The sequence below is a fragment of the Streptomyces sp. M92 genome (assembly GCF_028473745.1).
Taxonomy (GTDB): Bacteria; Actinomycetota; Actinomycetes; order Streptomycetales; family Streptomycetaceae; genus Streptomyces.
On record NZ_CP101137.1, the window covers coordinates 4,788,194 to 4,801,510 of the forward strand.

The 13,317-nt window shown below is 74.5% G+C and carries 9 protein-coding genes; 4 read left to right on the forward strand and 5 right to left on the reverse strand.

Going from position 1 to position 13,317, the window contains the following annotated elements; all coding sequences use genetic code 11:
- Positions 1-191: 191 nt before the first annotated feature.
- Entirely contained in the window at positions 192-1,271 is a 1,080-nt protein-coding gene (absR1, locus tag M6G08_RS21480; RefSeq protein ID WP_272588786.1) for a beta-glucuronidase AbsR1, read from the reverse strand.
- Positions 1,272-1,365: 94 nt separating this feature from the next.
- Here absR1 and M6G08_RS21485 point away from each other — a divergent pair, with 94 nt between their 5' ends.
- On the forward strand, positions 1,366-3,180 hold the full coding sequence (locus tag M6G08_RS21485; protein WP_272588787.1) for a LuxR family transcriptional regulator AbsR2: 1,815 nt from the start codon (positions 1,366-1,368) through the stop codon (positions 3,178-3,180).
- A 252-nt stretch (positions 3,181-3,432) separates the two neighbouring features.
- Here M6G08_RS21485 and M6G08_RS21490 read toward each other — a convergent pair whose 3' ends face one another.
- On the reverse strand, positions 3,433-6,060 hold the full coding sequence (locus M6G08_RS21490; protein WP_272591395.1) for a CHAT domain-containing protein: 2,628 nt from the start codon (positions 6,058-6,060) through the stop codon (positions 3,433-3,435).
- Positions 6,061-6,239: 179 nt separating this feature from the next.
- On the opposite strand from M6G08_RS21490, the gene M6G08_RS21495 reads away from it, so the two are divergent.
- Genes M6G08_RS21495 through M6G08_RS21505 form a run of 3 tightly spaced genes read left to right on the forward strand, consistent with a single transcriptional unit; the run spans position 6,240 to position 8,790 of the window.
- Entirely contained in the window at positions 6,240-7,673 is a 1,434-nt protein-coding gene (locus M6G08_RS21495) for a S8/S53 family peptidase (RefSeq protein WP_272588788.1), read from the forward strand.
- Positions 7,674-7,681: 8 nt separating this feature from the next.
- Positions 7,682-8,323, forward strand: a complete 642-nt coding sequence (locus tag M6G08_RS21500) for an RNA polymerase sigma factor (protein ID WP_198941395.1) — start codon at positions 7,682-7,684, stop codon at positions 8,321-8,323.
- A complete protein-coding gene (locus M6G08_RS21505) occupies positions 8,320-8,790 on the forward strand; it encodes a vWA domain-containing protein (protein WP_272588789.1) in 471 nt (156 codons plus the stop codon). Before M6G08_RS21500 ends, M6G08_RS21505 begins: the two co-directional genes overlap by 4 nt.
- A gap of 11 nt (positions 8,791-8,801) precedes the next feature.
- On the opposite strand, the gene M6G08_RS21510 is transcribed toward M6G08_RS21505, so the two are convergent.
- The 3 genes from M6G08_RS21510 to M6G08_RS21520 all read right to left on the reverse strand — a co-directional run bounded on the left by M6G08_RS21510 (position 8,802) and on the right by M6G08_RS21520 (position 13,238).
- Positions 8,802-10,028, reverse strand: a complete 1,227-nt coding sequence (locus M6G08_RS21510; protein WP_272588790.1) for a cytochrome P450 — start codon at positions 10,026-10,028, stop codon at positions 8,802-8,804.
- An 82-nt stretch (positions 10,029-10,110) separates the two neighbouring features.
- Complete coding sequence (locus tag M6G08_RS21515) at positions 10,111-10,908, reverse strand: N-formylglutamate amidohydrolase (RefSeq protein WP_272588791.1); 798 nt, start codon at positions 10,906-10,908, stop codon at positions 10,111-10,113.
- A 110-nt stretch (positions 10,909-11,018) separates the two neighbouring features.
- Positions 11,019-13,238, reverse strand: a complete 2,220-nt coding sequence (locus M6G08_RS21520) for an NADP-dependent isocitrate dehydrogenase (protein ID WP_272588792.1) — start codon at positions 13,236-13,238, stop codon at positions 11,019-11,021.
- Positions 13,239-13,317: the final 79 nt, after the last annotated feature.

Here is a 13,317-nt window from a genome sequence, read left to right on the forward strand (position 1 = left end):
CCTCCCGGCCGGGGCGGCCCCGGAGCCGACGAAGCCAAAGGCCGGGCCCGCTTCCTCCCCCGAAGAAGCGGGCCCGGCGGGCCGGGACGTCACCCGGTGTCAGAGCGACACCGTCCCCCGAAGGTGACGTCCTCGGCCGCCCCCGGCGCCGGACTGCGGCCGCGGCGCCCGGGTGTCTGGAAGCCGTGCGGTCACCAGCACATGACCGCCGTCTCGCCCGCACCCCACGAGGAGTACAGGCGCACCCGGACGACATAGCGGCGGCCCTTGACGAAACGGGCCCTGATCGTGGCGTTGCGGGGTGTTCCCCCGTCGTCGTGTCCGGCCAGGTAGCGGGGCTTGCCGTCCCGCACCTCGAAGATCACGACGACGGCGTCGCTGTCACCGAAGGTGCCCACGGTGTACTCGCGGGTCTCCGGCGGGTCCAGGCGGAAGTCGGCCTGCTCGCCCGGCCCGAGCCCCAGAGGCACCGAACGGAACGGCACCAGCGGGCCCGGCCGGCCGGTGGGCGGATACCAGCGCAGGGCGAACTCCTTGTCGGCGGCCGAGAGCGTACCGGGCGGGTGCAGGCCCGAGCGGTAGTGCTCCGGCTCCAGTATCAGCCCCGACGGGAACGGATACTCCATGATCGACTGCGGGTCCCAGACCGGGCCGTTGGCCTCGTCGCCGTCGAGCTTGCGCAGGATGTTGTGGAAGGTCCGCTCCCGGCTCCAGTGGTTCGGCGGGCCCGCCAGCTCCGCGTAGACGGCCTCGTCGTCCCAGAGGATGCCGGAGTACGGGCTCTGGTGCTCGTGCAGCATCCCGAGCGCGTGCCCGATCTGGTGCAGGGCCGTGGCGCGCTCCCCGGGTGCGGTCAGGTCCCAGCCGAAGTTCATCGTACGGTCGTTGAGGCCGACCCCGAGCGCGTCCCTGCCCACCGCCGACCACGACCCGTCGCCGGGCTGGAAGCCGATGCGCAGCTCGGCCTCCGAGCGGTCGCCGACCTCGGTCAGGTCGAGCCCGACACCGAGGTCCTGCCACTCCTTGAAGCAGTCGCGGACCACTTCCCGCTGCTCCTCGGTCCCCACCCACGCCCCCCGCGCCGGACGCCCGGTACCCGGCATGGGCACGACGGAGGAGTCCGTGTCCCCGCCGAGGAAGCAGTAGTGCAGCACGGTGCCGTTGACCCACATCCGCTGCCCGCCGACGAGCGCGGCGACGCGCTCGGCGGCCAGTCCCGGCGCGAGCACGGGAGCCGGCTGCCGCGCGAGCGAGCAGTAACGTGCGGTCATGGCCCCCACAATGCCGTCCGGGCGGTGCGGGCGCCTGAGTCGAGGGGTACTCAAGTCGCCTGTATCAGGGTTGAGTACGCGGACTCCTATTGCCGTGACGACTTCTCCGCGGGATGTGAGGACACTTCGGACGCCCTGGCCGTTCACCGGGCGGACGGACGAACTGGAGCTGGTGCGCCGGTCGGTGGCCGGCAAGGGCGGCGGCATCGTGGTGACCGGCCCGGCCGGCTGCGGCAGGACCCGGCTCGTGACCGAGGCGGTCCGCGGCACGGACTGCGCCAGGGCCGCCGGGACGCCCGAGACCCGGGACATCCCCTTCGCCGCCTTCGCCCACCTGCTGCCCGGGACCGTCACCCTGCACCGCGCGGTGCAGCTCCTGTCCGGCGTACGGCTGCTGCTGGTCGACGACGCCCACCTGCTCGACGACGCCTCCGCCGCCCTGGTGCACCAGCTCGCCGTGCACGGCCGCACCCGGCTCCTGGTCGTCGCTACGGAGGGCGTGCCCGTGCCGGGCGCGGTGTCCCGGCTGTGGACCGGGGAGCTGCTGCCGCGCCTCCCGCTCGGGCCGCTGCCCCGCGAGGACACCGCCGAACTGCTCACGGCCGGCGCGGGCGTCGCCCTCGACCCGCTCACCGTGGACCGGCTGCACCGCCTGTGCCGCGGCGACCTGCGACTGCTGCGCGAGCTGCTGACCGCCGTGCGCGAGCGGGGCCTGCTCACGCCGGTCGCGGACACGGGGCTGTGGGCCTGGCGGGGGCCCGTGCCGGTCACCGCGGCCGTGCGGGAACGCACCGCCCGCGTACTGGACCGGGTGTGCTCCGAGGAGCGCGAGACGCTCGAACGCCTGGCCTTCGCGGAACCGCTGCCCCTCGACCTGGACGCCTTCGACGTGCGGGTCCTGGAGCGCCTGGAGACCGAGGACCTGGTCGCCGTCGACGACCGGGGCGCCACCCGGCTCGCCCACCCTCTGCACGGGCCGGTGCTGCGCGCCGCCGCGGGCCGGCTGCGGGCCCGGCGCCTGGCCTGCGGGCCCGAGCGGTACGAGCCCGCCCTGGCGGCGGAGCGGGCGGCCCTGGCCCACCGCGTCGAGCGGCACGACCTACGGGAGCCCGCGGCGCCGGTGGGGGAGTGGCTGGCGGCCGAGGGCGTGCCGCTGCCGGCCCGGTACGCGGCACTGCGCGCCCGGTTCGCCCGCCTGCGGGGGCAGCTGTCCGAGGCGGCGGCATGGGCTCGCGAGGGCCTGCGGGCGAACCCGGACGACGGGCCCTGCCGCGACGAACTCACGCTGGCCGCCGCCCAGTCGGGCGACGCGACGGCAGGGGACGGTGAGCGGGCGGAACCCGCCGGAGCGGTCGCCACCTGGATCGCCGCCGCACACGGCGACCTCGACGAGGCGGTCCGGTCGGCCGCCGAGGGGGGCGACCCGTACGACGCCGTCCGCCTGGGCGCGCCCGAGCGGGCGGCCGGCCGGCTGACCGGCGTCTTCGCCGCGCACGCCGACGCCCTCGCGCGGGGCGACGGACCGGCACTGGACGAGGTGGCCGGACAGCTGGAACGGCGCGGCTTCCGGCTCTTCGCGGCCGAGGCGCACGCCCAGGCGGCACGCGCCCACCGCGACCCGAGCGCCGCCCGCACCGCCCGCACCCGCGCCGCCGCCCTCGCCCGGCACTGCGAGGGCGCCCGCACCCCCGCCCTGTCCGGGCTGGTCCTCGGCGAACTCACCGCCCGTCAACGCCAGATCGTCACGCTCGCCGCCGCCGGCCTGAGCAACCGGCAGATCGCGGAGCGGCTCACCCTCTCCGTCCGCACCGTCGGCAACCACCTCTACGGCGCCTACACCCGCCTCGGCGCCGGCGACCGCGGCGCCCTGCCCTGGCTGATGGCGCTGCCCGAGCGCCAGCCGGCGTGACACCCGCCGCCCGGGCCGCTCCGCGGGCGCGGCGATCTTCACGCGCGCGTGGTGTGCGGTGTTCGGTCGGCGCGCGGGCGCAGCCCCCGGGCACGGGTGACTCCGCCGTGCGTGGCACGCGGCGTCGCGCGGCGTCCGGTTCCGCGCGGCCTGCCGGGGCGGTGGGGGAGCACCCGCCGCGGCTTCCAGAGTGCTCGCCGACTCCGGCGACGAGGGCGGGCCGCGCCCCCGGCGCCGCACGAGCCCGGCACGTCAGGCCGCCCCGAACGCGGAGAACGCCCACCCCGTGGCCCGGTGCACCGCGTCGTCCGGCAGGGCCGCCCGCGCGTCGCGCAGCGCCTCCGCCAGGGACAGCCCGGAGTCCAGGCCCTTGTGCAGCGCGAGCATCAACGGCACCACCGCGGCGTCGTTGACCGGCGCGCTGCACGCCACCACCCCGGCCGTGCCCAGCGGCAGCAGCGCGGTGACCAGTCCGAGCAGTTCGTCCGCGCCGACCGAGGCGAAGCGGGCGGTGTCGCAGCAGGAGAGGATGATCCGGTACGGGCTGCGGTCCAGCCGCTCGAAGTCGTGCACGATGAGCGGCCCGTCCGCCATCCGCAGCGAGGAGAACAAGGGGCTGTCCGCCCGGAAGGCCCCGTGCGCGGCGATGTGCGCCAACGCCGCCCCGTCCAGCTCCCGCAACACCCGGGGCACGTGCGCCTCGTCCCCCTCCAGCACGGTGGGCCGGCCGTCCGCGGCGGGGCCCGCGCCCGCCCCGCCGCCCTCCCGCGGCCGCGGAACCGCCCCGTACCGGTCGGCGAGTTCCGGGACCTCGGCGCCGCCGCTGGCCAGGCCCGGTCCGCGGACCAGGACCTGGCGGCCGCCGGGCGGCGGGGCGGTCTCCTTCGCGCGCAGCCAGCTGACCGCCGACGGCGAGACGCTCAGGACCCGTTCGCGCAACGCGGGCAGCAGGGCCCACGGCACGCGGTGCAGTCGGCCCGGCGGGACCACGACGACCGGGCCGTGGCCCAGGTGGGCCGCGGCGGGACCGAGGAGGAGTTCCTGGAGGCGGGCGCCCGCCGCCTCCACCAGGGGCAGCCGGGCCTCGCCACCGGGGTGCGCCAACCGCCGCAGACCGGCCTGTACGTGCTCGGCCTCCCGCTCCGCCTCGGCCAGCAGCCCGGCCTCGAACCGCCGCACCCGCCCCTGCCCGCACAGCAGTACGTGCACGCGCCCGTCGAGCACGGCCAGCTCCACCAGGCGCAGGTCGTCACCGAGCCGGTCCAGCAGGCGCCCGACGTCGAACCGGTCCCCGTCACCGGGCCCCTCGCCCCGCATGTGCAGGGTGCGGGAGCGGATCTCCCGTTCCAGGCGCCGCTGTTCGCGCTCCAGCGCGGGGGTGGGGCGCCCGCCGTCCGTGCGGGCCTCGTCCGCCCGGGCGGCGAGTTCCCGGAAGGCCGTCATGGTGCTCAGCAGCACCGGATCGGCCGGCGGCCGGGTCGGCGGCGCCGACAGCACCGTCGCCCGCCACCGCTCGCTCCACACCAGCAGCCGCCGCGGTCCGCCCGACACCAGGCTCGCCCGCTGTGCCAGCGCGGCCAGCTCCGCGCCCTGCGCGGTGGCCCGCGCCCGCAACTCCGAGGCCCCCAGCGTCATCCGGTGGTCGTCGAGCACGTCCAGACCCCGCCGGCAGGCCTCCAGCACCCCACGGGTCGACCCCGCCGCCCGCGCCCGCAGCGCCTGCGCCGCCCAGCCCGTCATCCGCGCCAGCGGCGGCCCGCCGTGCCGGCTGCGCGCGGCGACCGCCAGATGCCGCTCCGCGTCCGCCGTCCAGCCGAGGCCCAGCGCGATCCGTCCCGCCAGCAAAGACGCCTCCGGAGCGGCCGGCGCACCGAAGGCGGCCAGCCGCTCCGCCACCGACGCCGCGTCCGCCACCAGCCGGCCCGAGGCGCGTCCCGTCGCGACCCGCGCCTCCAGCAGCACCAGCCGGGCGTGCGTCTCGTACCAGGTGCGCCGCTGCCCGGCGAACAGCCGCACCGCGAGGGCCGCGCGTGCCAGCGAGGTCTGCGGGTCGCCCGCCAGCCGGGCCGCCCGCGCCGCCACCAGCAGCAGCTCCGCCTTGCGGGTGGACTGCCCGCCGATCCCGTCCAGCGCCGCGATCGCCCCGTCCGCCTCGGCCAGCGCCTCCGTGGCCAGCCCCGCCGCCATCAGCACCTCGCAGCGCCGGATGGTCAGCATGAACGTCGGCGTGCCCAGCTTGGCGTACCGCTCCTCCGCCTCGTCCAGCAGCCTCAGCGCCGCCGGCACGTCACCCGACCGGAACGCCGCCAGCCCCCGGCTCTCCACCGCGTCGGCCTTGTCGTGCTCCTGGCCGGTGGTGTCCCACAGCGCCTCCGCCGCCGTGAAGTCGGCGTCCGCCCGGTCCACCGCGCCGAGCGCCAGGTGCACGGTCGCCCGCAGGGTCAGCGCCCGCGCCGTCCAGATCACGTCGTCGGCCTGCCGCAGCACCGGGACCGCCCGCCGTACGTCCTCCAGCGCCTCGCCGTGCCGCCCCAGCACCCACCAGACGTACGCCCGCCGGAACAGCACCCGTGCCCTGGTGTGCCCGGTGCCGCGCGCCACGCCCCGCTCGAACGCCGCCAGACCGTCCCGGGTGCGACCGGCGTGCACCAACGCCACGCCGAGTGTGGCCAGTACGTCCGCCTCCCGCTCCGCCGAGTCCGCGCGGGCCGCGAGTTCGCGGGCGCGCCGCAGATGGGCCAGCGCCCGCCGGGTGTCGCCGAAGTCCCGCTGCCAGATGCCGATCACCTGGTGGGCGACCGAGGCGTGCAGCGGTGAGGGATCCGTCCCGAGCAGCTCCTCCGCACGGGCCAGCGCTTCGCCGGGGGCGGCGAACACCATCGGCAGCAGTTGGAGAACCGAGTCGTGTCCCGCTGTCACCCCACGGATGGTAGTGGTCCGGAACCACGCCCCACAGATTCGGGTCTGTATCAATCGGCCACCCCCGGACTCTGATTGACGACTGTCGCCACCACCGTGGTCACGACCGTCGTCACCGCCGCCCCAGTGGAGGACACGCCATGGCACCACAGCGATTCCGTGAGCAGTTCGACCAGATACAGCGCTCCATGCCCGGCGTCCCCCTGGTGATGGGGCCGGACGACTCCGCCGAGTTCTTCTACGAGAAGGGCGTCGTCCTGGCCCGGGACGGCGAGGAGGCCCGCCTCGTCGAGGACACCGTGCGCGACCACTTCACCACGATGGCGGGCCTGACCCCGGACCACGTGCGCCGGGCGAGCCCCGAGACCAACCGCACCGGCATCACCCGCATCCAGGTAGGCGACCCGGGCGCGGGCGACGGCGGCGGCGACCCCGACGTCGCCCACGCCCTGCGCTCCCTGCGCACCGTGGAGGGCCGCGCGGGCCGCCGACTGATCAGCCGCAACCACGTCGTCTCCATCGCCGTCAACGCCTGCCCCGGCGACGAGCCCGTGCCCGTCCCGCTCAGCGAGCCGCCGAACCCGGCCGCCGCCGGCACGCCGTACGACGCGGGGACCGCCGTCGGCGTCCTCGTCATCGACACCGGGCTCATGCACGACTACCGCGCCTACCCGCTGCTCGCCCGCACGGACGGCGACGCCCAGATCAGGGAGTGCGACGAGGACGGCGTCCTCCAGCAGTACGTCGGCCACGGCACCTTCATCGCCGGACTCGTCGCCGCCGTCGCCCCCAACACCCACGTGACCGTCCGCAACACCCTCAACGACGCGGGCGCCATCCTGGAGTCCGAACTCGGCGAGAAGCTCTTCGAGGCCGTCGACCGCGACGGCTGGCCCGAGATCCTCAGCCTCTCCGCCGGCACCTCCAACGGCCGCACCGACGGCCTGCTCGGGGTGCACGCCTTCATGGAGGAACTGCGCGACCAGCGCACCCTGCTGGTCGCCGCCGCCGGCAACAACGGCAGCGCCACCCCCTTCTGGCCCGCCGCCTACGCCGAACTCCCCGGCTGGGAGCACTCGGTGCTGTCGGTCGGCGCGCTGCGCGGCGACGGCGAGTTCGGCGCCTGCTTCAGCAACCACGGCGGCTGGGTGAAGGCCTACGCCCCGGGCGAACGACTCACCAGCGCCCTCACCGGATTCGGGTCACCGGTGCCGTACGTCTACCAGCACTCCACCTACGACGCGTGCCGGTACGGCTTCGGCTACGCGTGCACCTGCCAGTACCCCAGGCACAACGGCGTCCTCAGCGAGCCCGGCGAGGCACCCGCCAAGCCGGACCAGGTCATGTTCGAGGGGCATGCGCAGTGGAGCGGCACCTCCTTCGCCACCCCCGTCGTCGCGGGCATGGTCGCCTCGCACATGACGGAGACGAAGGAGCGGGACCCGCGTGCGGCACGCAGGGACCTGCTCGCCGCCAACACCGAGTACGCACAGGTGCGCGGGGCGCACGTGCCGGCGCTGCTGCCACCCACCTGGCGCCCGGTCACCGTCGAGATGCCGGCCGGCGGGGCGTGAGCGGCCCGATGCCCGTCGGAACCACCCACTCCACGGCGTACGATGGCCTGTCGTACACGAGGGGTGGGACCGTGGACCGTGCAGATGTCGGGGTGCTCGTCCAGTTGGCCGCCGACGGGGACGCGGCCGCCTGGAAGTCGTTGGTGGACGGGCTGGGCCCGTTGGTGTGGTCCGTCGCGCGCTCGCACGGGCTGTCCGACGCCGACGCGCACGAGGTGTACCAGACCGCCTGGTTCCGGTTCGCCCAGCACCTGGGGCGGATCCGCGAACCGGAGAAGACGGGTTCCTGGCTGGCCAGCACGGCACGGCACGAGTGCCTGAAGCTGCTGAAGGCGTCGAAGCGGTGGACCCCGACCGACGACCCGCAGCTGCTCGACCGGCCGAGCGAGGACCGTACGCCCGAGGAGTCGGTGCTCGACTCCGAGGAGGCCGCCGCGCAGACCGAGCGCGTGCGCCGGCTGTGGCAGGAGTTCGAGGAACTGGGCGAGCGGTGCCGCCAGTTGCTGCGGGTACTGATCTCCTCGCCACCGCCCAGTTATCAGGAGGTGTCCGCCGCGCTGGGAATCGCGGTGGGCAGCATCGGGCCGATGCGCCAGCGCTGTCTGCGCCGGCTGCGGGCCCGGCTAGAGGCACGGGGGACGACGACATGAGCGACACGCACGACGAGGCCTTCGGGAACGACGAACTCGGCACGGATCTCCTGGAGGAGGAACTGCGGCAGGCCGCCGCGATCCTGGACCCGGTCCCGGCCGAGCTGCGGCGGATCGCCGTCGACGCCTTCGCGCTGCACGACCTGGACGCCCGCGTCGCCGAGCTGACCTTCGACTCACTGGTCGACGCCGTCCCGGTCAGGGGAGCGACGGAGCCGCCGCGGATGCTCACCTTCCGCGCGGACGACGTCACCGTCGACGTCGAGGTGACGGAGGACGGCCTGATCGGCCAGCTGCTGCCGCCGGGGCCGGCCGACGTCGAGGTGCTGAGCGGCCCGCGGGCCCACGCCCTGCTGACGGCGGACGACCTGGGCCGCTTCACCGGCGGGGCCCCGCCCACCGGCCCGTTCGCACTGCGGCTGCGGACCGGCGCGGACGTGGTCGTCACGGAGTGGCTGCGCGCCTGAGAGCGCCCGGCTCACCAGGCGCAGGGCAGGGTGCGCGGCCCGCGGATCATGGTCTTGCGGCGCCACTCGACCTGCTCGGCCCGGACCGCGAGCCGCAGCCCCGGCAGCCGCGCCAGCAGCGTGTCGACCAGCAGCTCGGTCTGCATCCGGGCGAGCACGGCACCCGTGCAGTAGTGGTGCCCGTTGCCGTAGGACAGGTGCGGGTTGGGGTCGCGGTCCGGGTCGATCCGGTCCGGGTCCGGGAAGACCTCCGGGTCCCGGTTGGCGGCCAGGTAGGAGACGTACACGGGATCGCCGGCGCCGATGCGCACCCCGTGCACGTCGACGTCCTCCAGGGCGATGCGGGCAAGACCCACCGACGTGCGGTGCGGGATCCAGCGCAGCAGCTCGTCCAGGAGGGCGCCCCGCACCGCCGGGCGGTCGTCGCGCATCCGGGCCAGCAGCTCCGGCCGGGTCAGCAGTACGTAGAGCATCTGCCCGACGTTGTGCGTGACGGCCTCGCCGCCGATCTGCAAGGGACCCGCGAGGCCGATCGCCTCCGTCTCGCCGACCTCGCCCCGGCCCACCGCGGCGCCCAGCATCGAGTAGACGTCGTCACCGGTGCTGCCCGCGCGGGCGCGGACGGTCTCGGTGATCCACCCGTACAGGCCCTGCTTGGCCCGCTCGGCGGCCTCGGCGCCGCCGGAGGTGGAGATGATCTGCCGGGTCCAGGAGTGCACCCGCTCCCGGTCGGCCTCCGGTACGCCCATCACCTCGCTGACGACAGTGATCGGGAAGGGCTCCAGGACCCGCTCGACCAGGTCCGCGGGCGGCCCGTCCCGCACGACCCCGTCCACGAGCCCGTCGAGGATCTCCTGCGCCCGCGGCCGCAGCGCCTTCGCCCGGCCCACGGTGAACGCCCCGGCGACCGCGCGCCGCAGCCGGTTGTGGTCGGGCTGGTCGGCGAAGGCGAGCGAGCCGGGGCGCGGCTTGAAGTGCGGGGCGAGCCGCGTGACCTGGCGCTTCGTCACCTCCGCGCGTGAGAAGCGCGGGTCGTTGGTGATGGCCTTCACATCCTCGTAGCGGGTGGCCAGCCACGCCCAGCCCTCGCCGTGCGGCAGCCGTACGCGGGTCAGCGGCCCCTCGCGCATCAGCCCGGCGAGGACGGGGTCGAACTCCGGGCCGTCCAGGTCGAGGGCGGGCCAGTCCCGTACCGGGGGCGGGGACTGGCCGGTCAGCGTGGTGGTCTCCTGCGTCATGCACCCACCCTCGCCGCGCGCCCGGCGGCTGTCGCGCGGGAGTGCTCCAGCCGGTGGGCGCGCGGGTCCCGGAGGTGCCCGGTCAGCCGGACACGGCGTCGACGAGCGCCGCCAGCGACGCGGCGAGGCGGGACAGCCCGGGGCCGGCCGGTCCGCCGGGCTCGCTCATGTAGGTGTCCCGGCGGATCTCCACCATCAGCGCGCCGACCTCGGCGCGCTTCCCGTAGAAGTCCAGCGGCACGTACGTCCCGCCGAACGGGCTGTCCAGCCCGGTCTCCCCGCACGGCGCGAACGCCTCCCGGGCCGCGGCCAGCAGCTGAGGCGACGTGTGGAAGCCGTCCGTGCCGAGGCAGACCGGCGGGCGCGGGCCCTCGGCGTGCAGCTCGTAGGGCAGCGGCTCGGTCGGGTAGGAGTGCACGTCGACGATCACCGCCCGGCCGGTGGCGGCGAGCCGGTCCGCGACCGCTTCGGTCATCGCCCGCGCGTACGGCCGGAAGTACCGTTCGATCAGCGGCTCGGGGTCGGTGCCGTCGGACCGCAGGACCTCCCGGTGGGTGGTCCGCGTGTAGACCGCGCCCATCCCGACGGCCGTCATCTCCTCCCGCTCGTCCGGGAACCGCTCCGGGTCGACGACCAGCCGTGAGGCCCGGTTGACGAACCGCCAGGGGGTGAGCCCGGCGAGCCCGGCCGCCGCCTCGGCGATCCGAGCGGTGTGCGAGTCGGTGATGTGGTCCAGCTCCCGCTCCAGGGCGGCGTCGTCCAGGACGATGCCGGGGCGGACGTCGGCCGGGATGTGCCGGGAGGAGTGCGGCACGTGGAGGATCACGGGGGAGGCGGGGGAGCCGGGGACGAGCTCGAAGGAGGCCGGGGCGTCGGTCATGGGTGCCTCGCAATGTGCGTGAGGGACGTTGGGGCAGGACAGACGGACACCCCGCCTCCGACGGACGGAGACGGGGTGTCACGAACGGGCCTTCGCGGGCCCGGTGAGGATCAGGCGAGGGACGCCAGCGCCTCGTTCCAGGTGGCCGACGGGCGCATGACCTCGGCGGCCTTGGCCGGGTCGGGCTGGTAGTAGCCGCCGATCTCGGCGGGCTTGCCCTGGACGGCGTTCAGCTCGTCGACGATTCGCTGCTCGTCGGCGGTCAGCTTCTCGGCGAGCGGGGCGAAGGCCTTGGCCAGGTCCGCGTCGTCGGTCTGCCCGGCCAGCTCCTGCGCCCAGTACAGGGACAGGTAGAAGTGGCTGCCGCGGTTGTCGATGCCGCCGACGCGACGGGTCGGGGACTTGTCCTCGTTGAGGAAGGTCGCCGTGGCGCGGTCGAGGGTGTCGGCGAGGACCTTGGCCTTGGTGTTGCCGGTGGCCGCCGCGTACTGCTCCAGGGACGGCACCAGGGCGAAGAACTCGCCGAGGGAGTCCCAGCGCAGGTAGTTCTCCTTGACCAGCTGCTGCACGTGCTTGGGCGCGGAGCCGCCGGCGCCGGTCTCGAACAGGCCGCCGCCCGCCATCAGCGGGACGACCGACAGCATCTTGGCGCTGGTGCCCAGCTCCAGGATCGGGAAGAGGTCGGTCAGGTAGTCGCGCAGCACGTTGCCGGTGACGGAGATGGTGTTCTCGCCGCGGCGGATGCGCTCGACCGACAGCTTGGTCGCCTCGACCGGGGACAGGATGCGGATGTCCAGGCCCTCGGTGTCGTGCTCCGGCAGGTACTGCTCGACCTTGGCGATCAGGTTGGCGTCGTGGGCGCGGCCCTCGTCCAGCCAGAAGACCGCCGGGTCGCCGGTGGCGCGGGCACGGGTGACGGCCAGCTTGACCCAGTCGCGGATCGGGTCGTCCTTGGTCTGGCAGGCGCGGAAGATGTCACCGGCCGAGACCGTCTGCTCCAGCACCGCGTTGCCGGCCGCGTCGACCAGGCGGACCGTGCCCGTGACGGGGATCTCGAAGGTCTTGTCGTGGCTGCCGTACTCCTCCGCCTTCTGCGCCATGAGGCCGACGTTCGGGACCGAGCCCATCGTGGACGGGTCGTAGGCGCCGTTGGCGCGGCAGTCGTCGATGACGGCCTGGTACACACCGGCGTAGGAGGAGTCCGGGATGACCGCGAGGGCGTCGTGCTCCTGACCGTCCGGGCCCCACATGTGGCCGGAGGTGCGGATCATGGCCGGCATGGAGGCGTCGATGATGATGTCCGAGGGCACGTGCAGGTTGCTGATGCCCTTGTCGGAGTCGACCATCGCCAGCTCCGGGCCCTCGGCGAGCTCGGCGTCGAAGGAGGCCTTGATCTCGGCGCCCTCGGGCAGGGACTCCAGGCCCTTGTAGATGCCGCCCAGACCGTCGTTCGGGGTCAGGCCCGCCGAGGCGAGCGCCTCGCCGTACTTCGCGAAGGTCTTCGGGAAGAAGGCGCGCACCACGTGGCCGAAGATGATCGGGTCGGAGACCTTCATCATCGTGGCCTTCAGGTGCACCGAGTACAGGATGCCCTCGGACTTGGCACGGGCGACCTGCGCGGTCAGGAACTCGCGCAGCGCGGCGACGCGCAGCACGGAGGCGTCGACGACCTCGTCCTTCTTCACGGGGACGGACTCGCGCAGCACCGTGGTGGTGCCGTCGTCGCCGACCAGCTCGATCCGCAGCGCGCCGTCCTCGGCGATCACCACGGACTTCTCGGTGGAGCGGAAGTCGTTCTCACCCATGGTGGCGACGTTGGTCTTGGACTCGGCGGTCCAGGCGCCCATGCGGTGCGGGTGGGACTTGGCGTAGTTCTTCACCGAGGCCGGGGCACGGCGGTCGGAGTTGCCCTCGCGCAGGACCGGGTTGACGGCGGAGCCCTTGACCTTGTCGTAGCGGGCGCGGATGTCGCGCTCCTCGTCGGTCTTCGGGTCGTCCGGGTAGTCCGGCAGGGCGTAGCCCTGGGCCTGCAGCTCGGCGACGGCGGCCTTGAGCTGCGGGATGGAGGCCGAGATGTTCGGCAGCTTGATGATGTTGGCGGCCGGGGTCTTGGCCAGCTCGCCGAGCTCCGCGAGGGCGTCCGGGATGCGCTGGTCCTCGGTCAGGTACTCCGGGAACACGGCGATGATCCGGCCGGCCAGCGAGATGTCGCGGGTCTCGACGGCGACACCCGCCGGCGAGGCGTACGCCCGGATCACCGGCAGGAACGAATACGTCGCCAGGGCCGGGGCCTCGTCAGTGTGTGTATAGATGATGGTCGAGTCAGTCACCGGGTGCTCCGCTCCACGTCTGCAACATTGCTCGACATCAAGATATCTCCTGATCGACCCGGGCTCGACAGGGGCCGCA